The organism is Nocardia sp. NPDC004260 (genome assembly GCF_053603155.1).
The window spans coordinates 47,468-72,011 of the sequence record NZ_JBSGEZ010000034.1; the positions used below are offsets into that span (position 1 = coordinate 47,468).

23 protein-coding genes and 1 pseudogene are annotated in these 24,544 nt (G+C 68.9%); 18 read left to right on the forward strand and 6 right to left on the reverse strand.

The window, feature by feature from the left end:
- Nucleotides 1-78 precede the first annotated feature (78 nt).
- Entirely contained in the window at nt 79-1,050 is a 972-nt protein-coding gene (locus ACWEO7_RS20740) for a GlxA family transcriptional regulator (protein ID WP_452425349.1), read from the forward strand.
- A 20-nt stretch (nt 1,051-1,070) separates the two neighbouring features.
- On the opposite strand, the gene ACWEO7_RS20745 is transcribed toward ACWEO7_RS20740, so the two are convergent.
- Nucleotides 1,071-2,507, reverse strand: coding sequence for an alpha/beta hydrolase (locus ACWEO7_RS20745; RefSeq protein WP_452425351.1), 1,437 nt, complete (start codon nt 2,505-2,507; stop codon nt 1,071-1,073).
- A 117-nt stretch (nt 2,508-2,624) separates the two neighbouring features.
- Here ACWEO7_RS20745 and ACWEO7_RS20750 point away from each other — a divergent pair, with 117 nt between their 5' ends.
- The 5 genes from ACWEO7_RS20750 (at nt 2,625) to ruvB (ending at nt 6,033) form a co-directional block, all read left to right on the forward strand.
- A complete protein-coding gene (locus tag ACWEO7_RS20750) occupies nt 2,625-3,140 on the forward strand; it encodes an O-acetyl-ADP-ribose deacetylase (RefSeq protein ID WP_452425353.1) in 516 nt (171 codons plus the stop codon).
- Between the two features lie 97 nt (nt 3,141-3,237).
- Nucleotides 3,238-3,690 carry an acyl-CoA thioesterase gene (locus ACWEO7_RS20755; protein WP_452425355.1) on the forward strand — a complete coding sequence of 151 codons (453 nt, stop codon included), beginning with the start codon at nt 3,238-3,240 and terminating at the stop codon, nt 3,688-3,690.
- A gap of 82 nt (nt 3,691-3,772) precedes the next feature.
- Nucleotides 3,773-4,342, forward strand: coding sequence for a crossover junction endodeoxyribonuclease RuvC (gene ruvC / locus ACWEO7_RS20760; protein ID WP_379251073.1), 570 nt, complete (start codon nt 3,773-3,775; stop codon nt 4,340-4,342).
- A complete protein-coding gene (gene ruvA / locus ACWEO7_RS20765) occupies nt 4,339-4,944 on the forward strand; it encodes a Holliday junction branch migration protein RuvA (protein ID WP_452425356.1) in 606 nt (201 codons plus the stop codon). The genes ruvC and ruvA overlap by 4 nt, the downstream gene beginning before the upstream one ends.
- Before the next feature lie 6 nt (nt 4,945-4,950).
- Nucleotides 4,951-6,033, forward strand: a complete 1,083-nt coding sequence (ruvB, locus tag ACWEO7_RS20770; protein ID WP_452425359.1) for a Holliday junction branch migration DNA helicase RuvB — start codon at nt 4,951-4,953, stop codon at nt 6,031-6,033.
- A gap of 36 nt (nt 6,034-6,069) precedes the next feature.
- Here ruvB and ACWEO7_RS20775 read toward each other — a convergent pair whose 3' ends face one another.
- Both ACWEO7_RS20775 and ACWEO7_RS20780 read right to left on the reverse strand, forming a co-directional pair.
- Nucleotides 6,070-6,633 carry a DivIVA domain-containing protein gene (locus ACWEO7_RS20775; RefSeq protein ID WP_452425361.1) on the reverse strand — a complete coding sequence of 188 codons (564 nt, stop codon included), beginning with the start codon at nt 6,631-6,633 and terminating at the stop codon, nt 6,070-6,072.
- Nucleotides 6,634-6,784: 151 nt separating this feature from the next.
- A complete protein-coding gene (locus ACWEO7_RS20780; protein ID WP_452425363.1) occupies nt 6,785-7,450 on the reverse strand; it encodes a TetR/AcrR family transcriptional regulator in 666 nt (221 codons plus the stop codon).
- A gap of 36 nt (nt 7,451-7,486) precedes the next feature.
- On the opposite strand from ACWEO7_RS20780, the gene ACWEO7_RS20785 reads away from it, so the two are divergent.
- The 8 genes from ACWEO7_RS20785 to ACWEO7_RS20820 all read left to right on the forward strand — a co-directional run bounded on the left by ACWEO7_RS20785 (nt 7,487) and on the right by ACWEO7_RS20820 (nt 16,851).
- Nucleotides 7,487-8,977 (forward strand): flavin-containing monooxygenase, encoded by a 1,491-nt coding sequence (locus ACWEO7_RS20785; protein WP_452425365.1) that lies wholly within the window; start codon nt 7,487-7,489, stop codon nt 8,975-8,977.
- 172 nt (nt 8,978-9,149) lie between these two features.
- Complete coding sequence (gene yajC / locus ACWEO7_RS20790) at nt 9,150-9,509, forward strand: preprotein translocase subunit YajC (RefSeq protein WP_397275911.1); 360 nt, start codon at nt 9,150-9,152, stop codon at nt 9,507-9,509.
- 120 nt (nt 9,510-9,629) lie between these two features.
- A complete protein-coding gene (gene secD / locus ACWEO7_RS20795; protein ID WP_452425367.1) occupies nt 9,630-11,300 on the forward strand; it encodes a protein translocase subunit SecD in 1,671 nt (556 codons plus the stop codon).
- Nucleotides 11,301-11,305: 5 nt separating this feature from the next.
- Nucleotides 11,306-12,541 carry a protein translocase subunit SecF gene (secF, locus tag ACWEO7_RS20800; protein ID WP_452425369.1) on the forward strand — a complete coding sequence of 412 codons (1,236 nt, stop codon included), beginning with the start codon at nt 11,306-11,308 and terminating at the stop codon, nt 12,539-12,541.
- Nucleotides 12,542-12,559: 18 nt separating this feature from the next.
- Entirely contained in the window at nt 12,560-14,281 is a 1,722-nt protein-coding gene (locus tag ACWEO7_RS20805; RefSeq protein WP_452425371.1) for an ABC transporter substrate-binding protein, read from the forward strand.
- Nucleotides 14,282-14,318: 37 nt separating this feature from the next.
- Nucleotides 14,319-14,891, forward strand: a complete 573-nt coding sequence (locus ACWEO7_RS20810) for an adenine phosphoribosyltransferase (protein WP_355070486.1) — start codon at nt 14,319-14,321, stop codon at nt 14,889-14,891.
- 57 nt (nt 14,892-14,948) lie between these two features.
- Nucleotides 14,949-15,098 (forward strand): hypothetical protein, encoded by a 150-nt coding sequence (locus ACWEO7_RS20815; protein ID WP_452425373.1) that lies wholly within the window; start codon nt 14,949-14,951, stop codon nt 15,096-15,098.
- Between the two features lie 163 nt (nt 15,099-15,261).
- A complete protein-coding gene (locus ACWEO7_RS20820) occupies nt 15,262-16,851 on the forward strand; it encodes an ABC-F family ATP-binding cassette domain-containing protein (protein ID WP_452425375.1) in 1,590 nt (529 codons plus the stop codon).
- 232 nt (nt 16,852-17,083) lie between these two features.
- Here the strand turns inward: ACWEO7_RS20820 and ACWEO7_RS20825 are convergent, their stop codons facing one another.
- Nucleotides 17,084-17,497, reverse strand: a complete 414-nt coding sequence (locus ACWEO7_RS20825) for a nuclear transport factor 2 family protein (protein WP_452425377.1) — start codon at nt 17,495-17,497, stop codon at nt 17,084-17,086.
- Between the two features lie 80 nt (nt 17,498-17,577).
- Between ACWEO7_RS20825 and ACWEO7_RS20830 the strand changes: the two genes are divergently transcribed.
- Together ACWEO7_RS20830 and ACWEO7_RS20835 are read left to right on the forward strand one after the other, a co-directional pair.
- A complete protein-coding gene (locus ACWEO7_RS20830) occupies nt 17,578-18,087 on the forward strand; it encodes a winged helix-turn-helix transcriptional regulator (protein WP_452425379.1) in 510 nt (169 codons plus the stop codon).
- Between the two features lie 106 nt (nt 18,088-18,193).
- Nucleotides 18,194-18,451: pseudogene (locus ACWEO7_RS20835) on the forward strand (NUDIX hydrolase); the annotation flags it as partial.
- 95 nt (nt 18,452-18,546) lie between these two features.
- On the opposite strand, the gene ACWEO7_RS20840 reads toward ACWEO7_RS20835, so the two are convergent.
- Nucleotides 18,547-18,879 carry a YnfA family protein gene (locus ACWEO7_RS20840; protein ID WP_355070497.1) on the reverse strand — a complete coding sequence of 111 codons (333 nt, stop codon included), beginning with the start codon at nt 18,877-18,879 and terminating at the stop codon, nt 18,547-18,549.
- Nucleotides 18,876-19,661 carry a metallophosphoesterase family protein gene (locus tag ACWEO7_RS20845; protein WP_452425381.1) on the reverse strand — a complete coding sequence of 262 codons (786 nt, stop codon included), beginning with the start codon at nt 19,659-19,661 and terminating at the stop codon, nt 18,876-18,878. The genes ACWEO7_RS20840 and ACWEO7_RS20845 overlap by 4 nt, the downstream gene beginning before the upstream one ends.
- A gap of 557 nt (nt 19,662-20,218) precedes the next feature.
- Between ACWEO7_RS20845 and ACWEO7_RS20850 the strand changes: the two genes are divergently transcribed.
- Nucleotides 20,219-22,627 (forward strand): RelA/SpoT family protein, encoded by a 2,409-nt coding sequence (locus ACWEO7_RS20850; protein WP_452425383.1) that lies wholly within the window; start codon nt 20,219-20,221, stop codon nt 22,625-22,627.
- Nucleotides 22,628-22,924: 297 nt separating this feature from the next.
- Nucleotides 22,925-24,523 (forward strand): cutinase family protein, encoded by a 1,599-nt coding sequence (locus tag ACWEO7_RS20855; protein WP_452425385.1) that lies wholly within the window; start codon nt 22,925-22,927, stop codon nt 24,521-24,523.
- Nucleotides 24,524-24,544: the final 21 nt, after the last annotated feature.

Sequence of the window (24,544 nt, forward strand, 5' to 3'; positions counted from 1 at the left end):
TTCGGTCACGGCTTCAGCCTGCCGGTATCCGACGGTAAAGAAAATGGCACGATTGCCATTCTTCGATATGATCATGCCATGGATTCGACGGCGCCTCATCGAGTGGTGGTGTTGGCGCTGGCAGGGGTCTACCCCTTCGAACTCGGTATCCCGAATCGGGTGTTCGGCAGTGCCGCGGGTAGATACGAGGTGATCACCTGCTCGGTCGACGGTCGTCCGGTGCGCAGCGCCGCCGATTTCGACATCGCGGTGGCCCACGACAGCCGCGCCTTGCGGAACGCCGACACCGTGGTGCTGCCCGCCTGCGACATCACGACGGCTCTTACCGGCACGCTGCCGCAGCCGGTCCTCGACGCGTTCGCGCTGATTCCGGCGGGGGCCAGGATCGTCGCGATCTGCACCGGCGCTTTCATCGCGGCGGCCGCGGGGCTGCTCGATGATCGACCGGCCACGACGCACTGGAATCAGGCCGGTCTGTTCCGGCGCACCTTCCCGGGGGTCCGCCTCGACCCGGACGTGCTCTATGTCGATGACGGGGATGTCCTCACGTCGGCGGGTGCCGCGGCAGGACTGGACGTCTGCCTGCATCTGGTGCGGCGCGATCACGGCAGCGCCGTCGCGAACGCGGTCGCGCGCCGCTGCGTCGTCCCCCCGTGGCGCGACGGCGGCCAAGCGCAATACATCGAGCAACCCGTGCCGCCCGAGACGTCGGCCGGGACCGCCGCGGCCCGGCAATGGGCACTGGAGAACCTGCGCCATCCGCTGACCGTCGATGAACTGGCAGCCCGCGCCCGGATGAGTAAACGCACCTTCGCCCGGCGCTTCCGAGACGAGGTGGGCATGAGCCCGGGACGGTGGCTGATCCAGCAGCGGGTCTTCCGCGCCAGGCATCTGCTGGAAAACACCGACCTGACCGTCGATCGCATCGCGGGCGAGGTCGGCTTCGCCACCGGGACCTCGTTGCGTCAACATCTGGCCGATGCGATCGGCGTGTCACCGCAGGCTTATCGGCGTACGTTCCGTGCACGAGAAGGCGTCGCGGCGAGCTGAACGCCGGTGCGCCGACCGGTTCAGTCGGCGGCCGTGCCGGGCAGACCCACGCGGCCTGCGATCCACGGCAGCGACGAGGTGAACGCTGCCGAAGCGAACTGCCAGGTGTGGCCGCCCTGGGTGGTGTAGACGGTGCAATCGATGCCGACCGAGCGTCCTGCGGCGCAGAGTTTGTCGGCGGCTCCCACCTCCCCGGAATCAGGTATCCCGTCATGGCCGCCGAGGCCCGCGCGGTCGTCGTCTGGAACGGGCGCGCGCCTCGTCCCCCCGCCGGAGCGTTGTGCGGGGACGAGGTCGTCGAACAGGCCGGCGACGCCGCTGTAGGGACCGTGCGCGGCCATGACGGTCAGCGGGTCGAACGCGGCCCATGCGGCGGCGTCACCGCCGAAGAGCCGGGCGATGGTCTGCTCCTTGGTGCCGGACGACGGCCCGAGGTCACCGGCGATGTCGACGAAGGTGTGGACCAGATCGGGGTGCATGACCGCGAGGTCCACCGCGCAGGTGCCGCCCATGGACCACCCGACCACCGCCCAATTCGCGGGATCGGCCGAGGCGCCGAACCGCGACTCGACATAGGCGGGCACGTCCTCGGTCAGATGGTCCGCGGCGTCGCCGCGGGGGCCGTCGACGCATTCGGTGTCGTTGTTGAAGCTGCCGCTGGAGTCGACGAAGACGAGGATCGGCGCGCGGCCGCCGTTGGCCTTGGTGAAGCTGTCCAGGGCGGGCATGATCTGGCCGCTGCGGATCCAGTCCGCCGGCGTGTTGAACTCGCCGCCGATCATCATCACCACCGGCAGAGCGGGCGGGGTCGGCCCGGCGAACCACGCGGGTGGCAGGTAGACGTATTCGGTGCGGTGCGGGAATCCGCTGCCCGCGTCGGGAATGCGCACCGGCACCAGTTTGCCGTCGGTGACGGCGTTGTCCCGGAGGCCGGGCAACGCCGAGAGGTCGGTTTCGTGCGGGAGCGGACCCGCGGTGGCCGCGCCCCAGGCGGCTTGCACGGTGGGGTAGTAGCCGACCCACTGGTTCAGCACGATTCCGGTGCTCACCAGGGTCAGCGGGATGGCGAGGACCGCGATCCCGCGCCGCCACCAGCGTGCGCCCGGCCAGCCGACGACCGCGACGGCGACGGCCGCGGCGGTCGCGCCGACCCATGCCCACAATCGGGTGGGCGCCGGATCGGAGGCCAATCCCTCGTCGGCTACGTACCACGCGGCGCCCAGCGCTCCCGCGACGCCGACCGCCACGCAGACCGGCAGCTGGATCAGCCACCACCGTCTGCCGCGCCGTGCGACGGCGAGCAGCACGACCACCGCGGCGAGGAGCGCGACGGTCACCGGCAGCCAGCCGTGCAGCAGTGAGATCCCGTGGTGGAAGGTGTGCTGCTGGTTCGAGGCCGGACTCGCCGGGGGAACCTGCGGTGGCGCCGGAGACGTGGGCGCGGCGAGTATCGGCACGTCCGGCATTGTGCAGGCGGTTCCTCGAGAGACGCTGTGAATCGGCTCAGGCCCTTCTGTGTGACCGGCCTTCGAATATTGTCGTGCCGTCCGTGGTGCGCGAGGCAGAATGCGAGCATGGTCGAACTCGTGCTGGTGCGCGGCGACATCACCGAACAGGAGGTCGACGCGGTGGTCAACGCGGCGAATTCGTCGCTGCTCGGCGGCGGGGGAGTGGACGGAGCGATCCACCGGCGCGGCGGCCCGGAAATCCTGGCGGAATGCCGCCGATTGCGGGCGTCGCACTACGGCGCGGGACTTGCCACCGGAGCGGCGGTGGCCACCACGGCGGGTCGGCTTCCCGCGCGGTGGGTCATCCACACCGTCGGGCCGGTGTGGTCGGACGTCGAGGACCGCTCCGCTCTGCTGGCCTCCTGTTATCGCGAATCCTTGCGTGTGGCGGACGAATTGGGGGCGCGCACGGTCGCCTTCCCGGCGATCTCGACCGGGATCTTCGGCTGGCCGATGGACGACGGGGCGCGAATCGCTGTCGACACGGTTCGTACGACGGAGACGGCGGTATCGGAGGCGCGATTCGTTCTCTTCGACGAACGGGCTCACGGTGCGTTCGCGCGGCATGTCTCCGGGACTTGAGACCTCCTGCTCCGGCAGCCGCCGTGTCGTCACGGGTACGGCAGGTTTACAGAACCGGTGGGCCGAACTTGTCGGTCCCCGCTGACATAGTCGGCGCGTGTCGTTCAGTACTCGCATCGAAATCCGGGTCTCTGACCTGGATTCCCAGTTGCACGTCACCGGCGCGGCCTACCACCAATTCGCCGATCACGCCCGTTTCGCCTGTGTTCAGGCGGCGGGTGTGTCGGTGGACGAGCTGATCGCGTCCGGGCTCGGGCCGGTCAACTTGGAAACCGTGCTCCGCTTCCAGCGCGAACTCCGCGGTGGCGACACCGTGGACGTCTCGTGCGCCTGGCAGTGGGGAGACGGCAAGACCTATCGTGTCGAGCACGTCCTGACCCGCGCCGACGGCGTGGTCGCCGCGACGGTGACCAATGTCAGCGGCTTGCTCGATCTGGCGGCGCGGCGCCTCGTGGCCGATCCCGCGCGGCAGTGGGCGGCCCGCGCGAGCCGTCCGGAGTTGCTGGGGTTGCCCGGCGCCGCGCGGGAAGCGGCGGCTGTCGGCGAATAGCCGGGGCTGTGTCGCTGGACGGCGAAAGGCGAAGCCTCCGCTAGACTTCGAACAATTGTTCGTGTCTGCGAGAGGGGTTGTCGTGCGGGTGATGGGCGTCGACCCCGGACTCACTCGCTGCGGCCTCAGCATCGTGGAGGGCGGATCGGGGCGGAAGGTCACCGCCGTGGACGTCGACGTGGTCCGCACTCCCGGCGATATGGATCTGGCGCAGCGCCTGCTCGCGGTCGCGGACGCCGCCGAGCGCTGGATGGACATCCACGAGCCGGGGGCCGTCGCCATCGAACGCGTCTTCGCTCAGCACAATGTCCGTACCGCCATGGGCACCGCGCAGGCGGGCGGCGTCATCGCGCTGGCCGCCGCGCGCCGGGGAATTCCGGTCGCGTTCCACACACCCAGCGAGGTGAAGGCCGCGGTGACCGGCAACGGCACCGCGGACAAGAAGCAGGTGACCGCCATGGTCACCCGTATCCTCGGGCTGCCGTCCGCGCCGAAACCGGCGGACGCGGCGGATGCGCTGGCGCTGGCGATCTGCCATTGTTGGCGAGCGCCGCTGCTGGAGCGGATGGCGGCGGCGGAGGCCAAGGCGGCCGCGGCGCAGCGCCGATATCGGGAGCGGCTGGCCGAACAACGGAAGGCGGTGCACGGGTGATCGCGTCGGTACGCGGTGAAGTGCTGGAGATCGCCCTCGACCACGCGGTGATCGAGGCGGCAGGCGTGGGCTACCGGCTCAATGCCACTCCGTCCACCCTGGCCGGGCTCACCCGAGGCGAGGAAACCCGGCTCTACACCGCGATGATCGTCCGCGAGGACTCGATGACCCTCTACGGTTTCGCCGACACCGAGGCCCGCGACCTGTTCGGCCTGTTGCAGACCGTTTCGGGCGTCGGGCCTCGCCTGGCCATGGCGGTGCTGGCCGTACTCGAACCCGAAGCGCTGCGCAAAGCGCTGGCCGAGAGCAACGTGGCGGCACTGACCCGGGTTCCCGGCATCGGCAAGCGCGGCGCCGAGCGCATGGTGGTGGAACTGCGCGACAAGGTGAATCTCGTTCCCGTGCCCGCGGGCCCGCCCGGATCCGCGTCCGCCGCGGTGGTCACCCCCGTGCGTGACCAGGTCACCGACGCGCTCGTCGGCCTCGGTTTCGCCGCCAGACAGGCCGAACAGGCGATCGACGCGGTGCTGGCGGAACAGCCCGCCGCCGACACCTCCGCCGCCCTCCGGGCGGCGCTCGGCCTGCTCGGCAAGAACCGGTAAGGCGTCATGGATCATCCTGAGGAACCCGACGAATCGCAGGTCAGCGCCGACTATCTCAAGTCCGACGGCGAGATCGAGGCGAGTCTGCGCCCGAAGTCGCTGGACGACTTCATCGGTCAACCCCGTGTCCGCGAACAGCTCGCGCTGGTGTTGCGCGGGGCCAAACAGCGCGGCGGCACACCGGATCACGTCCTGCTGTCCGGGCCGCCGGGTCTGGGCAAGACCAGCATGGCCATGATCATCGCGGCCGAACTCGGCACCGCGCTGCGGATCACGTCGGGTCCCGCGCTGGAGCGGGCCGGAGACCTCGCCGCCATGCTCAGCAACCTGGTCGAGGGCGACGTGCTGTTCATCGACGAGATCCACCGGATGGCGCGCCCCGCCGAGGAGATGCTCTACCTGGCGATGGAGGACTTCCGGGTGGACGTCGTCGTCGGCAAGGGGCCGGGGGCGACCTCCATTCCCCTGGATATCGCACCGTTTACGCTGGTCGGGGCCACCACCAGATCCGGAGCGCTGACCGGTCCGCTGCGCGACCGTTTCGGCTTCACCGGGCACATGGACTTCTACGAGCCCGGCGAGTTGCTGCGCATCTTGCAACGGTCGGCACACATCCTCGGTGTCGTCATCGAGGAGGAGGCGGCGGCCGAGATCGCGGGCCGTTCACGCGGCACGCCCCGTATCGCCAATCGCTTGCTGCGCCGCGTGCGCGACTACGCGGAGGTGCGTGCCGACGGCCGGATCACCCGCCCCATCGCCCAGGCCGCGCTGGAGGTCTACGACGTGGACGTGCTCGGCCTCGACCGGCTCGACCGCGCGGTGCTCGGCGCGCTCGTCCGCAGTTTCGGCGGTGGCCCGGTGGGGGTGTCCACCTTGGCTGTGGCGGTCGGGGAGGAGGCCGCGACCGTGGAAGAGGTCTGCGAACCGTTCCTGGTTCGCGCGGGCATGGTCGCGCGCACACCCCGCGGCCGGGTCGCCACCGCGGCCGCGTGGGAGCATCTCGGTCTCGTTCCGCCGCCCGACCTGGTGTTCGGTTCCATCGAAGTGCGCGGTCGCGAGCCGCACCCCACGCTCGACCTGTTCGAATGAGCCGGGCGCTCGGGTGATCGCGGCCGCGGTGGCGGGTCAGCTGCGATGGCGCAGGGCGGCGGCGACCAAGTCGCGGAAAGCGTCGACCTCCTCGCGCTGGTAGCCGCGAGTGCCGAGCCGGGCCTCGGTGAAGCGGACGGCCTCGACGTCGGTGAGGGTGAGGCTGCCCGGTCCGCCGTGCGCGAGGGTCGCGGCGACCAGATCGAGGAACGCGCCGACCTCTTCCTCGTTGTATCCGCGCCTGCCCACCGGGGCCTGGCTGAATCGCATGCGCTGCACATCGTCGAAGGTGAGCATGGCGTGGCCGTTGCCGTTCGCGGCGGGCACCGGACGGACGCCGCGCTGCCGGAACTCCAGTTCCGCGCGCAGCTGGTCGAGGTACTCGTCCACCTGGTCGGCGCGGTAGCCGCGCTGGCCGAGCCGGGGCGCGCCGAAACCGACATGCCGCAGATCGTCGGCGGCGAGCACGCCGTGCCCGGCCAGCGTCGCGGCGACGAGTTCGAGGAAGGCGTCCACCTCGTCCGCGTGATAGCCGCGATGCCCGAGCGTCGGGGTCGCGAAACGGGTGCGGCGCACGTCCTCCGGAGTCACGGGCGACATTCTGTCAGGCTCGGCGCGTCCGGCCGATCGGAAGGGAAACTTCGCGCTTCCCTGGCCTTTTGCGAACAAGGGCCGTCCCCCTGGCGAAAGCGTCGGATCAGTGCGCCTCACCCTAGCGCCGGTGGGGGTGTCAGGGGGATTGCCGAAGTGCTCAGTCCTTGCGCACGCCGTCCACGAGCAGGCGGCGGATCGCCTGGTTCAGTCCCGCGATCGCGGCCTCGTCGGGTTCGCGTAGCGAGTAGACGATGCCCCCGATCAGCATGCCGGTCACCGCGCGCGCGGTGTTCAGCGTGTCCAGGTCGGCGCGCAGGTAGCCCTGCTCGACACCGTGGTCGAGATAGCCCGCGGTCAGCGCGTCGGCGGTATCGAGGAGTCCGTACAGCCGCTGGGTGAGTTCGTCGTCGATGCCGGTGGCGTGGAACAGCAGCAACTGGGCCACCCGGCGATCGGTCAGCAGGATCTCGGTGAGGGCCACGCCGATGCGGTCGATCTGGGCGCGGTATTCGTCGAGGGTGGCGGCGGCGTCCGGGGCGTTCTCGGTGCCGAGGGCAGCGATGATGCGCGCGGCGAGGTCATCGATGACGTGGTCGATGATGTCGCGCTTGTTGCTGAAGTAGCGGTAGAAGGTGCCGTGACCGATGCCGAGCTGTCCCGCGATGTCGGCGATGCCGGTGGGGTGATAGCCCTTCTCGGCGAAACAGACGAAGGCGGTGTCGATGATCTCTTGCCGCAGTTCGGCTTTCCGTCGCTCGGCACGCGTGGATGGCTTCGTCACCTTCCCGATGATACAGTCATCACAAACGGAATGATGTGTCATTCCGTGATATGTGGTTCAGCTAGCAGGAGGTTCGGTGTGGCGCCTCAATACGACGCGGTTGTGGTCGGTGCGGGGTTCGGCGGTATGGGGGCCGGTATTCAGCTCGATCGGCTCGGCCTGAGCAATTACGTCATCCTCGAACGCGAGGACGATCTGGGCGGCACCTGGCACGTCAACCACTATCCGGGTCTCGCGGTCGACATCGCCTCGGTCACCTACTCCTACTCGTTCGAACCGAATCCGCACTGGTCGCGGCTGTTCGCGCCGGGCGGGGAGCTGAAGAAGTACGCCGCGCACGTCGCCGACAAGTACGGCCTGCGCCGCCGCATGCGCTTCGGCACCGTCGTCGACGGCGCGCGCTGGGACGAAGAGCGGCAACACTGGGTGGTCTCGATCGCGGGCGGGGAAACCGTCACCGGCCGGTACCTGCTGACGGCGACGGGATTCCTGTCCCAGCCCTACACCCCGCCGTTCCCCGGCATCGACTCGTTCGCGGGCAAGATCATCCACACCACCGCGTGGGAGGACGACTTCGACCTCACCGGCCGCACGGCCGCGATCATCGGCACCGGCGCAACCGCCGTGCAGCTGGTGCCCGAGGTGGCCAAGAAGGCGCGGGCGCTCACGGTGTTCCAGCGCACCCCGATCTGGGTGGTGCCGAAGGTCGACACCGCGATTCCCGCCCCGGTGCGCAAGCTGTTCGAACGGGTCCCCGCCACGCAGAAGGCCGCGCGACTGGTCAACACCAGCCTGCTGGAGGCGCTGATGGTGGTCGGGGTGCTGCACTTCAAGCAGGCCAAGCTGCTGAACAAGGGGGCGGGAGCGTTGGCCAAGGCGCACCTGCGGGCGTCCGTGCGCGACAAGGAGACGCGCAGGCAGCTGACACCGCACTACGATTTCGGGTGCAAGCGGCCGACCTTCTCCAACCGCTACTTCACCACGTTCAACCAGCCGCACGTGCGCCTGGAGACGAATTCGATCGACCACATTCAGCCGGACAGCATCGTCACCGCCGACGGGCACAAGACCGAGATCGACACCCTGATCCTGGCCACCGGATTCAATCTGTGGGACGTGAACTTCCCGGCCATCGAGATCATCGGCCGGGACGGGGTGAACCTCGGAAAGTTCTGGCGGGACAACCGTTTTCAAGCCTACGAGGGCATCACGGTGCCGAAGTTCCCCAACTTCCTCAGCCTCAACAGTCCGTACTCCTACAGCGGCCTGTCCTACTTCACCACCATCGAAGCCCAGATGAAGCACATGGGCAGGTTGTTCGGCGAGTTGCGCCGCCGGGGCGAGACCACCTTCGAGGTCAGCGAGCAGGCCAACGCGGCGTTCCTGGACCGGGTGACCGACAAGCTGGGCTCCTCGGTCTTCTACGGCGGCGACTGCGCCACCGCGCGCAGCTACTACTTCAACCAGCACGGCGAGGCCGCCCTGCTGCGGCCCACCAGCACGCTGAACGCCCATCGCGAAGCGGTCGCCTTCCCGCTGGAGGACTACGTCTACGGCAAGACCGCCTGACACCGCTGTCTCCGCTCGCCCGCCGGAGCGTTCCCCGGCGGGCGAGCCGGTGTGCGATCTAAGCCGTTGTAGCTGCCCAGCGGGCGTGCGGGTGTGGCACCCGCGCAGCGAACTGGCAGACTGTGTGGGTACTTGCCCATCCCACCCACGACACTAGGGACTGACTTCGACGATGGAACTGCTGTTTCCGCTGCTACTGGTAGCCCTGCTCGTGCCGATGTTCCTCGGTGTCCGCCGTCAGAAGCGGGAAGCCGAGAAGGTCACCCAGATGCAGGACAGCCTGAAGATCGGCGATCAGGTCGTCACCACGTCGGGTCTGTACGGCACCGTGGTCGAACTCGACGACACCACGGTCGACCTCGAGATCGCCGAGGACGTGGTCACCACGTGGCTGCGCCAGGCCATCCGTGAGGTGCGCACCGAGGACCAGGTGAGCACCGAGGAGACCGGCTCGGAGACCACCGGCTCGGACACCACCGAGGCCGTCGAGGAATCCGCCGAGCAGACCGAGACCCGCCTGACCAAGGACTGATCGTTCCGGTTGTGCCCCGGCTCGCCGGATGTCGCCGCGGCCGTCCGTCCGCGCACCCGGCGGCGCTGGTGCACGTCCGCATGTTCCATCCTCGACTTCCCGCCTAGGAGATGACGTACTGTGCCACCTTCCCAGGGATCGGCGCACCCGCTGCGGCTGCTCGGTGTCTACGCCGCGCTGCTGGCCGTGATCTATGCGCTGGTGTTCTTCACCGGTGACAAGTCCCCGACACCCAAGCTCGGTATCGACCTGCAGGGCGGCACCCGCGTCACGCTGTCCGCGCGCACGCCGGACGGCAGCAAGCCGAGCCAGGACAGCCTGAAGAAGGCGCAGGACATCATCGAGAACCGCGTCAACGGCCTCGGTGTCGGCGGATCCGAGGTCGTCATCGACGGCGACAACATCGTGATCACCGTGCCCGGCGACGACGGGCAGCAGGCGCGCGCGCTGGCGACCACGGCCAAGCTCTACATCCGCCCCGTGCTGCAGGCCGTGCCCGCGGCGGGACGCGGCGCGACCCCGCAGACCGCGCCGGGCACCCAGCCCGCGCCCGCCGCGCAGCCGGAGGCCACGCAGCCCGCCGCGCCGGAGACCACCGAGCCCGCGCCCGCCCCGCAGCAGCGCGTGTTCCCCGCTCAGCAGCCGACGCAGCCACCCACGGATCCCGGCTTGGAGCCCACCGAAGAGTCGACCAAGGAGATCCAGGCGGCCAAGGCCCTGCGCCAGAGCACCGACCAGTCGGTGCAGCAGGCCGCGCTGGCCACCATGGACTGCGGGAAGGCCGATCCGCTCGCGGGCAACGACGACCCGGCCCTTCCGCTGGTGACCTGCTCGACCGATGGCACCGAGGTCTTCCTGCTGGACAAGAGCCGCATCGACGGCCAGGAGATCAAGGACGCCACCTCGGGCCTGAACCAGCAGCAGGCCAGGCACGAGGTCTACCTGGACTTCAAGTCCGGCGGCAGTGACGCGTGGGCGTCGCTCACCGGTGAGTACGTCTACAAGCGGGTCGCGTTCGTGCTCGACTCGAAGGTGGTCAGCGCACCCGTCGTGCAGCAGGGCCCGCAGCAGGGTGGCCGCACCCAGATCTCCGGCAACTTCACCGCGACGTCGGCGAAGGAACTGGCGAACACGCTGAAGTACGGCTCGCTGCCGCTGTCGTTCCAGACTTCGGAAGCCGAGACGGTGTCCGCGACGCTGGGCCTGTCCTCGCTGAAAGCGGGCCTGCTCGCCGGCGCGGTCGGCCTGCTGGTGGTGCTGCTGTACTGCCTCCTGTACTACCGGATGCTCGGATTCGTCACCGGTCTGTCGCTGGTGGCATCGGGATTCGCGGTGTACGGCATCATGGTGCTGCTCGGGCGCTGGATCGGATTCACGCTCGACCTCGCAGGCATCGCCGGTCTGATCATCGGTATCGGTATGACCGCCGACTCGTTCGTGGTGTTCTTCGAGCGCATCAAGGACGAGATGCGCGAGGGCCGCAGCTTCCGTTCCGCCGCTCCGCGCGGCTGGCAGCGCGCCCGCCGGACCATCCTGTCCGGCAACGCGGTCAGCTTCATCGCCGCGGCGGTGCTCTACATCCTGGCCGTCGGACAGGTGAAGGGCTTCGCGTTCACCCTCGGTCTCACGACGATCCTCGACGTGGTCGTGGTGTTCCTGGTCACCTCGCCGCTGGTGCTGCTCGCTTCGCGGACGGCGTTCTGGTCCAAGCCGTCGGTGAACGGCCTCGGCGCGATCCAGCAGGTCGCCCGTGAGCGGAAGGCGGCCGAGGCCGCACTCGGGAAGGCGTGAGGACGATGACCAACAGCCACACCACCCCGTCGCTCGACAAGACGAGCGCCACCGAGATCACCGACGTGTTCGCGGCGGTCGGCGACCCGCAGACGCCCAAGCACGGCTTCTTCAACCGCCTCTACACCGGCACCGGCGCGATCGACGTGATCGGCAAACGCCGCATGTGGTACATCATCACCGCCGCGATCGTGCTCGTCTCGCTGGGCAGCATCATCTTCCGCGGCTTCAACTTCGGCATCGACTTCGAGGGCGGTTCGCGCATCCAGTTCCCGGCGGGGAACGCGACCCCCAGCGCGGTGGAGGATGTCTACCGCGGCGCGATCGGTACCGACCCGGTCTCGGTGCAGACCGTCGGCGCCGGCGGATCGGCCACCATGCTGATCCGGTCCGAGGCGCTGAACCAGAAGCAGGTCGAGGCGCTCAACAGCGCGCTGTTCGCCGAGTTCCAGCCGAAGGACAAGTCCGGCAACCCGAGCCGGGCCGCGATCAGCACCTCCGACGTCAGCGAGACCTGGGGCAGCCAGATCACGCGCAAGGCGATCATCGCGCTCGCGGTGTTCCTCGTGCTCGTCGCGGGCTATATCGCGATCCGCTACGAGGCGCACATGGCCATCGCGGCGCTGGCGGCGCTGGCCTTCGACGTCACGGTCACCGCGGGCGTGTACTCACTGGTCGGGTTCGAGGTCACCCCGGCGACCGTGATCGGCATCCTGACCATTCTCGGCTTCTCGCTCTACGACTCCGTCGTCGTGTTCGACAAGGTGGAGGAGAACACCCACGGTATCCTGCACCTGACTCGGCGCACCTACGGCGAACAGGCCAACCTCGCGGTGAACCAGACGCTCATGCGCTCGATCAACACCGCCTTGATCGGCATCCTGCCGATCGTGGGGCTGATGGTGATCGCGGTGTGGATGCTGGGCGTCGGCACCCTGAAGGATTTGGCGCTGGTACAGCTGGTGGGTCTGCTGGTCGGCACGTACTCCTCGATCTTCTTCGCTACCCCGCTGCTGGTCTCGATCAAGGAACGCTGGGGGCCCGTGGCGGCGCACACGAAGAAGGTTCTGGCCAAGCGGGCCGGCGCGGCGAGCGCCCGGGCGGGCGTCGCGGCGGAGCGCCGGGCGAGCATGGCAGCCGGGCGGGACTACGAAGAGGCGCCGCGCAAGCAGCGCGCGGCCGGGCAGGCGCCGCGACCCGGCGCGCGTCCGAGCGGCAAACGGCACAAGAGGCGGAACTGACACCAGGCAAGGGGTTTCATGCGACAGCCACGCAGTGCGGTACGACTGATCGGAGCGCTCGCTGCGGGGACGCTGGCCGCCGGGCTGATGGTCGGCTGCTCCAGCAAGAATCAGGTGCCCTCCATCGGCTACGCGACCGATGCCACCATCGCCACCTATAATGGCGCCAGCTCGCTCGGGGCGAGTTCCGGGTCCTCCGCGGTGTTCTCCCGGGTACTGACCGGCTTCTTCTACACCGGTCCGGACGGCCAGCAGGTCGCCGACACCGACTTCGGGACCGCCAAGGAGGTGCCGGGCGAGTCGCAGACCATCCAGTACCGCCTCAACCCCGACGGCGTGTACTCCGACGGTGTGCCCACCTCCTGCGACGACTTGGTCCTGGCTTGGGCCGCACGCAGCGGGCGGTACACCAAACCCGGTGATCGGGGCCCTGTTCCGCTGTTCGACGCCGCGAGCACCAGCGGCTACGACGCCATCGAGCGGGTCGACTGCCAGCCGGGCTCGCGTGATGCCACGGTGGTGTTCCGGCCCGGCAGGCGGTACCTGCCGTGGCGCAACCTGTTCACGGCTGGTGAGCTGATGCCCGCGCACGTCGCGGCCCAAGTGGCGAACGTGCCCAACGTGGTGTCGGCGTTGCAGACCGGCGATCCGAACGCCCTCGGCAGGATCGCGGAGTTCTGGAACACCGGATGGACCATTCCGGCCGACGGACGGCTCGACCTGTCGCGGTTCCCCTCGTCGGGGCCCTACCGCATCGAATCCTTCGGCAGCGAAGACGGTTTGGTGCTGGTGGCCAACGAGCGCTGGTGGGGTAACAAACCGGCGACCGGGCGGATCGTGGTGTGGCCCAAGACCTTCGACTTGAAGAAGAAGGTCGGCGACAACGCCGTCGGCGTGCTCGACGTCGGCGCGCACTCGGTGAAGGACTTGAATCTGAACGGCTTCTCGGTGCAGACCCTGCCCGGCCGCGGCGCCGAGCAGTTGACGCTGTCCACCGGCGGGGTGTTCGCCTCGGTCGAGGCGCGCCGGGCGTTCGCGCTGTGCCTGCCGCGCCAGACGCTGTTCGACAAGCTCGGGAAGGTGCCGGACGCACCCAAGACCGGGCTCGGCTCCGGACCACTGAACGCGCATATCCTGCAACAGGATTCCCTGCTCTACCCGGCGGTCATCGGCGCGTCGAACAACTATTCCGGCGGTGACGTGGCGAACGCGACCAGGGCCGTGGCCGCCTCAGGCGCACCGAATCCCACCGTCCGGATCGGCTACGCGGGCCCGGACGACCGGCGCGCGCAGACGGTCACCATGATCGCCGAGGCCTGCAAACCGGCGGGCATCACCGTGGTGGACGCCGGAGCGCCCGATTTCACTCCCGCCCGGCTCACCGAGGGCAAGGTCGACGCCGTCCTCGGCAGCACCGCGTCGGCCCCCGGTCCGGCGGGCTCGATCGGGGGAGGGGCCGCGACCAGCGCGTTGCGCACCGGTAACGGTCTCAATTTCGGACGGTACGGCAACGGCCGTTACGATGCGATCACCGATCAGCTCGGGGCCGACGACAGTGCGGCCGCACAGCTGAATCTGCTCACCGAGGCCGAGAACCTGCTGTGGGCGGAGCTGCCGAGCATTCCGTTGTTCGCCACCCCGCGCACGATCGCCTTCGGCCAGGGGCTGCGCAACGGGATCGCCGCCCCCAACCAGGCCGGAACCGGCTGGAACATGGACCGGTGGGTGCTCGAGCGGTGATAGACGGTGTGGGTGATGTGATCATGGAGAGGTGTCGATGAGCAAGCACGCGGCGATCGAGTCCGAGAATGTAGCCGCCGAACGGACCACCAGAGCCGCCGAGGTGGTCGACCGTTTGACCCGTTGGCACGACGACTTCCCCACGCCCGGTGTACGTTTCGCGGATCTCACCCCGGTGTTCGCCGACGCCGAGGGCTTCCGCGCCGTGGTCGATTGCCTGGCCGCGTGCGCACCCGACGCCGATCTGGTTGCCGGCGTCGACGCCCGTGGCTTCCTGCTCGGTGCGGGTGTCGCCGCGTCCCTCGGCACCGGCGTGCTCGCCGTCCGCAAAGCGGGCAAACTGCCGCCGCCGGTGATCAGCCGGGAGTACAGCCTCGAATACGGCACCGCCGCGCTGGAGATTCCCGCGGACGGCCTCGACCTGACCGGCCGTCGCGTTCTGTTGCTGGACGACGTCCTCGCCACCGGCGGCACGCTCGCCGCCGCGGCCGAGCTCTTCAAGCAGGCGGGCGCCGAAGTGGCCGCCGCCGCGGTGGTGCTGGAACTCGGCTTCCTGGGCGGGCGCGCCCGGCAGGGCGACTACCCGCTGACCTCGATCGTTCAGCTCTGAGCCGACACCGGCCGCGCGCGGGGTCGCCGGCCGGGAGCCGCTCGCAGCCTAATTCTGTTGCTCGCCACCGCGGCGACTGGGGAAGCGCGGCAGCTGCGGCAGTTGGTAGCGGACGGGAAGCTGGAGGCGGCGACTCGGGCACTTCCCGAGGAGCGCCCTTATCCGCTGCCCGCGGCCGTCGCCGCCGCCATCGGCGCGTCGTCCTGACGCGCAGTGTGATTCGAATCGCACTGGCGCATCTGCCGAAGTTGTGATTAACCTGTAGAGGTCTTATTTCCGTTGATCGGAGTTCTGCCGTTGCTCATTTGAGGTAGCCACCGTGCGGCCCGCATTCGCGCGCCGTGTCTCGTCGCAACCTCTGGGAGCTGGCATGACCAATCTGTCTTTTTCCGATCTCACTTTCGGCTGGCCGGACGGCACCCCCGTTTTCGAGGGCCTCGACGCCGTGCTCGGCCCCGGTCACATCGGCCTGGTCGGCGGGAACGGTGCGGGTAAATCCACCTTGCTGCGGTTGATCGCGGGGGAGCTGAAGCCCGTTCGCGGGTCCGTCACGGTCGCCGGGCATCTCGGGTATCTGCGCCAAGACCTCGGTCTGGGCGTTGGGCAGCGCGTCGACGCGGTGCTGGGCATCGCGGAGGTGCGAAAAGCATTGCACCGCATCGAAGCCGGTGCGGGCAGCGAGACCGACTTCGATTCGGTCGGCAACCAGTGGGATGTCGAGGAGCGGGCGTTGGCGTTGCTGGCCCGGCTCGGCCTGCACTATGTCGCCGACTCGGTGGAGCATCTCGATCGCACGCTCGACACCCTGTCCGGCGGCGAGACGGTGCTGCTCGGACTGGTCGCCGAGCTGCTCGCCGAGCCCGACGTGCTGCTGCTGGACGAACCGACGAACAACCTGGATCGGGTGGCTCGCGCGCGGCTCTACGAGGTGATCGGCCAATTCTCCGGCACGGTGCTCACGGTCAGCCACGACCGTGCGCTCCTGGATCGGATGGCGACCATCGCGGAGCTGCGGCACGGCGAACTCCGGTTGTTCGGCGGCAATTTCAGCGAATACGAGCGGATCGTCGCCGCCGAGCAGGAGGCGGCCCGCGCCGCGATCCGGGACGCGCGCAGCGATGTCCGCAAGCAGGCCCGCGAACTCGTCGAGGCGCGCATCAAACTGGACCGCAGACAGCGGTACGGACAGAAGATGTGGGACCAGAAGCGGGAGCCGAAAATCGTGATGGGAGAACGCAAACGGCAGGCGCAGGTGTCCGCGGGCAAGTTGCGCAACAACCACATCGAGAAGTTGGACTCCGCCAAGGAACAGCTCGAGCAGGCCAAGGAGTTGTTGCGCGACGATCGGGAGATCCGGGTGGAGTTGCCCGACACGCGGCTGTATCCCGGTCAGGACGTCATCGAGCTGGACGGAGTCGAGCTGGCGTGCGGGCCGACGGTGGCGTTGCGGGTGTCCGGTCCGGAGCGGATCGCGTTGACCGGCCGCAACGGCGTGGGCAAGACGACGCTGCTGCGGCGCATCGTCGAGGAGGGGCCGAAGGTGCCGTGGCGGATGCTGCCGCAGCGCTTGGATATCTTCGACGAGCGGAAGACGGTATTCGAGAATGTCGCCTCCACCGCGCCGCACGCCTCCGCGGAGCGGATCCGGGCGCAGCTGGCCCGCTTCCTGTTCCGCGGCGCGGACGCCGACGTCGCGGCGGCGGCGCTGTCCGGCGGTGAACGGTTGCGCGCGGCGCTGGCGATGCTGCTGCTGGCCGACCCCGCGCCGCGCCTGCTGCTACTGGACGAGCCGACCAACAACCTCGACCTGCCCAGCCTGGAGCACCTCACCCAGGCGCTGGCCGGCTTCGAGGGCGCGCTGATCGTGGTCAGCCACGATCCGCGCTTCCTCGACGACATCGGGGTGACCCGGCGCCTGGAACTCACCGCGGCGGGATTGACGGAGACGCTGGTGACCTGACCCGCCGTCGGGTCGGCAGCGTCGAGAGCCGCTTCGGGGCGCCGAGTCGGTAACCGTCCCGGACGATCTCGGCGACCTCGTCCCAGTGGGGTTCCACATCCAGCCGGACGCCGATCCAGCCGCGGTGCCCGACGCAGGGCGGCACGGGAACCGGGCGGGCTCGGCGGCGACCGGTTCGGACTGCACACCCAGGGGAGCCGGGTAACAGATCGTCGGGCCCGGCTCCAGGTGTTCACGCGGCCCGAGCTGCCCGTCGGATGACGCCGGGATGTTCGACCAGGCCTGCCGCCAGTCGCAGCGCGAGATAGGTGAGCGTCAACCACGGACGCAGGTGCGGCTGCAACGTGCGGATGCGGCCCTGCTCGTCGAGCCGCAGCACCAGCGCTTCGGTCAGCCGGAACGGTCCGATCTTGGCTTCGGCCAGCAGGACGCGCCGCGCGCCGTCGCCGATCTCCTCGGTCCACCGCAAGCCGGTGAGACTGCCGTACGCGGCGGAGAGCAGCACGCGCAGGTCGTCCCGGCCGCGGAAGACCAGGCGGCCGGACAGCGGTGAAATCAATTCGGCATCGGGCGCGAGTACCCGTGTCAGCGCAGCCATGTCGCCGCTTTCGGTCGCGGATCGGAACTCGGTGATGGCGTCGGACATGCCGGTCAACCCCTTCGCTCGTCGCTGGGTCCGAACCTAGTTCAAGTCACTTGCAAAAAGCAATGGACTAGACTGGGCAAATGCCCAAGGCCGCTTTCTCCGACATCGTTTGCTCGATCGCGCGCACGGTCGACGCGATCGGCGAGCGCTGGACGCCGTTGATCCTGCGCGATCTGTTCGTCGGCCTGACCCGCTTCGAGGATCTGCGTCGCGACCTCGGTATCGCTTCCAATGTGCTCGCCGCTCGTCTGGAGGTGCTGCGTGAGCACGGCATCGTGGAAAAGCGGGCGTACCAGTCGAATCCGGCCCGCTACGAGTATCTGCTCACCGAACGTGGCCGTGACCTGTATCCGGTCCTCGCGATGCTGCTCACCTGGGGTGACAAATGGCTCGCGGGCGCGGAAGGCCCGCCAGCCGTAGTGGTCCATCGCGAGTGCGGGCGGCGAACGTCCGGCGTGGTGGTGTGCCGGGAGTGCGGTGGGTCGCTGACCGCGGACAATGTCCGGTGGCTTTCCGGACCCGGTGGCAGGCAAGCGCCGGGAACGATGCTGATCGGGGGAGTGCTCGAAGCCGCAGACGCCGCGGACTGACCGCACACGGATGGCGTATCCGGTCGCGGGGTGAAGGGTCCGCGAACACATCCTCGGCGTACCGCGAGGAGGGTCCGCGTCCCGCGCGGCCGGTCGGGCAGGATGCATCGTCGGCGTGGCCCGCGGTGTCCTGACCGGGCTGTTGTGGAAGGACTCGACGTTCACCCGAGCTCTGCTCGGCGCCGAGTTCCCCGCGACCAGGGCGGTGGAGGCCGCCACGGCGCTGTCCGGAGCCCGTCCCGATGCGGCGAACCTGAACCGGACGCTGGCGGCCATCCCGGGACTGGCGCGTACCGCCGAACGGCGTCGGGCCAAAGCGACCGGCAGGCCTGCCGCGGTGTGGGCGTTCGGCGCACCCGAGTGAGTCGGCGCACCCGTCCGCGGGACGCTCGTGCGTCGTTCCTCGAGGGCGTGCACCGGATCCGCGAGACAACGATCGAGGGCGCCGCGACACTCCGGTCAGCGGCGCGGCGCGTACATGATGACCGTGACGCCGACAAGGCAGATCGCCGCACCGAGGTAGTCCCAGCGATCGGGGCGGAACTTGTCCACCAGCATGCCCCAGGCCAGCGAGCCCGCGACGAAGACACCGCCGTAGGCGGCCAGGATGCGGCCGAAGTTCGGGTCCGGCTGGAAGGTGGCGACAAAGCCGTAGACGCCGAGCGCGAGCACGCCCGCGGCGATCCAGACGACGCCGCGCTGTTCTCGCCAGCCCTGCCACACCAGCCAGGCGCCGCCGATCTCGGCGAGCGCGGCGAGGGCGAACAGCAGCAGGGAACGGGCGACGATCATGGCGGGGACGGTACTTGCTCATGGTCCGCCGGACGTCGCGAGCTCGGCCCGACCTCGTAGACGGCGTAGGTGCGCCGCAGCACCGGGTAGGAGACGTTGCGTACCGGCACGCCGCCCTGGGTGCGGCCGAATTCGGTACCGCCATGGGCATGTCCGTGGACCGCGAGCACCACCCAGCCCGCGTCGACCGCCTCGGCCAGATCATGGCAACCCAGGCCGGGGTAGATCTTCGGCGGTTCCCCGGCCAGGGTGCCGACGACGGGCGCGAAATGCGTGAGCGTGATGCGAGTTTCGCAGTCGATCCGGCCGAGTGCCCGGCGTAGGCGAAGGGCGTCGACCGGGCCGCGCCGCATGCGAGCGCGGTGTTCGGCGGACCCCTCGTCCGGTGTGCCGGGATGGCCGGGGAAGCCACCGCTGCCGCCCATGACTCCGGCGACGCCGAGCCGAATGCCGTTGATCTCGAGACAGATCGAAGTGCCGTCGAGCACGTGGACGCCCACCGTGGTGAGCCGTGCCGCGATCAGGTCGCCCGATTCGTCGTCATGGTCGTGATTGCCGAGTACGGCGACCACCGGCACGGGAAGACCTTCGAGTTCCGCGCACAGCAGATCGGCTTGCGAGGGGGTGCCGCCATCGGTGAGATCGCCTGCGAGCAAAAGGACATCGGCGGCTTCCGACAGGCGCAGGAAGTCCGGACGAAAACGCCCGGCCACGGCCGCGTGCATATGCAGGTCGCCGACGGCCGCCACGCGAATGCGCTCGGCGGTGCGCGCTGGGGTCACAACGGCCAGCCAGCCATACCGGCGAAGGACGTGTCAAGCGACGGTGCGAAGCACGTCCGCGGCGGCCGACCGGGGCAAAGCAGGAAACTCCGCGTTCACCCGACAGCGACCCTCGACGTCGCTCCCGCCGCCGATCTCTACGGTCGCTCGCTTCGTTCCGAGCCCGGCTCCGGCCGGACGCCGTTCGCCGGATCCCAGCCCGCCGCCACTCGCTGACCGCGCCTGTCTCGCCTCGACTCGTAGTACTCGCCCCACCGGTTCGTGGATCACGCCTCGTCGGTAGAAGCGCTGGTCAGGCGAATGAAGCTCGCTGCGGAGAGCGTCGCGTGCGCGGGGAGGCCATCGAGCGCCGTGCTCCGTCTGTGTCCGAAATACCACGGTCGAAGAGGGTGGCCGGCACCGCTGCGCGCCCGCGCCGGTTCGTCGTCCCGGCACTCCGGCGCGCATCCTTCCTCGGCGGAGCGGACGTGGGTGCTCGGCCCGGACTAAAGTTGGTGGTCCGGGAGGTTGCACCGGTCGGATAGGGTGGTCCGATCGAGGCGCGGAGAGGTGGTGGCATGACTCAGCATCTGGGCGAGGCGAAGGTCGAGCAATCGACGTCGGGCTCGCGGTCGAACGGTGCGGGCGCCACCGACGCCGCGCAGTCCCCGAAACCGCCGGCGTCGGAGAACGCGACCCCGCCGCGTCAGCCCGGCACCTCTTCCGCCGTTCCGACCTCGGCTTCGCGCCGGGTGCGAGCCCGCCTGGCCCGCCGCATGACCGGGCAGCGCGGTATCGCGGCGGTCAAGCCGGTGCTGGAGCCGCTGGCCACCGTGCACCGCGAGCTGTACCCGAAGGCGAACCTGACGCTGCTGCAACGCGCGTTCGACGTGGCCGACGAGCGGCACAAGCATCAGTTCCGCAAATCGGGTGACCCCTACATCACCCATCCGCTCGCCGTGGCGAACATTCTCGCCGAACTCGGCATGGACACCACCACGCTGGTTGCCGCGCTGCTGCACGACACGGTCGAGGACACCGGCTACAGCCTCGAACAGCTCACCCAGGACTTCGGCTCCGAGGTCGCGCACCTCGTCGACGGCGTCACCAAGCTGGACAAGGTCAACCTGGGCGCGGCCGCCGAGGCCGAGACCATCCGCAAGATGATCATCGCGATGGCCCGCGACCCGCGTGTGCTGGTGATCAAGGTGGCCGACCGGCTGCACAACATGCGCACCATGCGTTTCCTGCCGCCGGAGAAGCAGGCCAAGAAGGCCAAGGAAACGCTGGAAGTCATCGCACCGCTCGCCCATCGCCTCGGCATGGCGACGGTGAAGTGGGAGCTGGAGGACCTCGCCTTCGCGATCCTGCACCCGAAGAAGTACGACGAGATCGTCCGGCTGGTCGCCGACCGCGCGCCCTCGCGCGACACCTACCTGGCGAAGGTGCGGGCCGAGATCGTCAACACGCTGGCCGCGTCCCGGATCAACGCGATCGTCGAGGGCCGCCCGAAGCACTACTGGTCGATCTACCAGAAGATGATCGTCAAGGGTAAGGACTTCGACGACATCCACGACCTGGTCGGCATCCGCATCCTGTGCGACGAGGTGCGCGACTGCTACGCGGCCGTCGGCGTGGTGCACTCGCTGTGGCAACCCATGGCGGGACGGTTCAAGGACTACATCGCCCAGCCGCGCTACGGCGTCTACCAGTCGCTGCACACCACCGTGGTCGGTCCGGACGGCAAGCCGCTGGAGGTGCAGATCCGCACCCAGGATATGCACCGCACCGCGGAGTTCGGCATCGCCGCGCACTGGCGCTACAAGGAGACCAGGGGCAAACACTCCAACGACACCGCCGAGGTCGACGATATGGCGTGGATGCGCCAGCTGTTGGACTGGCAGCGTGAGGCCGCCGACCCGGCCGAGTTCCTGGAGTCGCTGCGCTTCGACCTGAAATCGCCGGAGATCTTCGTGTTCACGCCCAAGGGTGACGTGATCACGCTGCCGCAGAAGTCGACGCCGGTGGACTTCGCCTACGCCGTGCATACCGAGGTGGGGCACCGCTGCATCGGCGCCAGGGTGAACGGGCGCCTGGTCGCGCTGGAGCGTCAGCTGGAGAACGGCGAGGTCGTCGAGGTGTTCACCTCGAAGGCGCAGAACGCGGGACCCAGCCGCGACTGGCAGAACTTCGTGGTGTCGCCGCGCGCCAAGGCCAAGATTCGCCAATGGTTCGCCAAGGAGCGTCGCGAGGAGGCGCTGGAGAGCGGCAAGGAGCAGATCTCCAAGGAAGTCCGTCGCGTCGGGCTGCCGTTGCAGCGGTTGATGAGCGTCGACGCGATGACCGCCGTCGCCCACGAACTGCACTACACCGACATCTCCACGCTCTATACCGCCGTCGGTGAGCACCAGGTCTCCGCGCACCACGTGGTGCAGCGGCTGATGGCGCAGCTCGGCGGCATCGGCGACGTGGAGAACGAGCTGGCCGAACGCTCCACCCCGTCGACGACACCGAGCAGGCAGCGGGTCACCGGCGACGCGGGCGTGCTGATCCCCGGCGCTCCCGGCACGGTCGCCAAGCTGGCGAAGTGCTGCACTCCGGTGCCCGGCGACGAGATCATGGGCTTCGTGACCCGCGGTGGCGCGGTGAGCGTGCACCGTACCGACTGCACCAATGCCGGCTCCCTGCGTGAGCAGGCCGAGCGGATCATCGACGTGTCCTGGGCCCCGTCGCCGTCCTCGGTGTTCCTGGTCGCCATCCAGATCGAGGCGCTCGACCGCACGCGGCTGCTGTCCGACGTGACCAAGGTGCTTGCCGACGAGAAGGTCAACATCCTGTCCGCCTCGGTGGCCACGCACGGCGACCGGGTGGCGATCAGCAAGTTCACCTTCGAGATGGGCGATCCGAAACACTTGGGGCACTTGCTGAATGTGGTGCGCAACGTGGAGGGCGTCTACGACGTCTACCGCATCACCTCTGCGGCCTGACGCGCGAACCCTTCGAGTAGCTGTCAATTAGCTCTTATCGCAAGGGTTTCCGCCTGCCGCCAACTCGGCTCCAGGGGTTGCCATTCGGGGCGCGATGCCGGAAACTTGTCGGACCCTTCCCCGGAACGCGCCACTGCGTGTCGCGTTCATCCCGGTGTGTCGTGGAAGTTTTCCGTCGATGCGGCAGTAATAGCCGTAATCTGTTACGGTCTATTGCGTTTCATGGCGTTGAGGTAGCTGCGGCTGACGACTTGATTGCGGATCGCTATGACTGGATACTCGGCAAGACTCTCGGGGATGCTGGTAGCACTCGCCGTGGCTGTGGCGACCGCCGGTGTCGCCGCGGCGGAGCCGTCGAATCCCGTTGGCCCGTCCACGAAGATCCGTCTCACGACCTGTCCCGCGTTGTACGCCTTGGGCATTCAAGGCACCGGTGAATCGTCGCCGGATGCCGCGCCCACCACCGACACCGGCATGCTCTCGACCGTGTTCCGCCCGATGATGGCGAAAGCTCCGGACACCGGACTCGTCGATCGGGCGTACGTGCCATACGAATCCGGTTTCGGCGGTGCGACAGCCGGTGGCGCGGTGCCGTATTCGGAATCCGTGGCCGGCGGCCTGGCCCGTCTGCGGAGCATGGCGGGGACTGTTGCCGAGGCTTGCCCGAACAGCCGGTTCGCGGTCGTCGGTTATTCGCAGGGCGCGCACGTCGCCTCGATGTTCGCCCAGGAGGTCGGTCAAGGGCACGGTGCGCTGCCCGCCGAAAAGGTCGCCGCGGTCGCGTTGTTCGGCGACCCGACCCGCAATCCCGGTGCGCCGCTTTTTCCCGGCGCGCCCGGCAAGGCGACGCCGGACCCGGCGCCGGGAACCTCGGGGAACCGGCTGGTGTCCATCGCCGCACTGCCGCAGGCGCCCGCCACCGGCGGCGGCATCGGCCCGGAACGAGACAAGGCCGCGAATTTCGGGGCCCTCACGGGCCGGGTGGCGAGTTTCTGCGCGGCGGGGGATCTCGCCTGCGACGCCCCGGACGGCGCGCCCATCCTGAAGGCGGTCGCCAACGTGGCGGGCCAGTCCAAGCTCAGCGGCGGCGACCCGATCGCCTCACTGGTATCGATCGCGCAGGCGCTGGCGTTCACCTCCATCAAGACCGCGACCGAAGTGGTCAACGGCGACATCCAGGGCAACTCGCTGGCCACCCTGTCGATCTCGCCGCGGAAGTCGATCTCGCAGCGCCTCGCCGACGCCTCGGATCCACGCACTCCGCTGAATCTGCCCGCCGCGCTGCAGGCGCTGCTGAAAGTCGGCATGATCGGTTTGAACTCGGTGATCGCGGTGGTCCGGACGGTGATCGCCCCGGCGAACATTACCGAACTCGCCACCGCGGGCCTGGCGAATCCGCCCGCCGCCCTGCTTTCGCTCGGGGTCAAGCTGCTCGGCGCCATTCCCCAGCTGATCCCGCCGACCACCGGCGTCCGTCTGGTCACCCAGGCGTTCGACGCGGTGGTGCAGAACATCACCGACAACAGCGAGCTGCTGAACACGACCACGTGGGTGCGCTACTGGGACACCGTGCAGCGTCACACCGCTTACACCAGCGCGACCGTCTCGGCGAACGGTGACGCACCCACCCAGTTCGTGGCCGACTGGTTCGCGGCGGTCGCTCGCGACATCGCCGACGCCTTCGGCAGCAAGGCCGAGCCGAGGGCCGTGCTGGAGAAGCAGCCGACCGGATTCTTCGGGGACGGCTCCGGCGCGTCTCCCACGCCGAGTTCGTCCGGTACGGGACAATTTCCGTTCGGGACAGGAGCCGACGGCGCCTCATCCAGCGGCGTGACGTCGATTCCGCCCACCGACCGAACCGGCACACCCAACACCTACCCGTTCTCCACGAACTGATCGCCGAGAGGGTCCGACGAT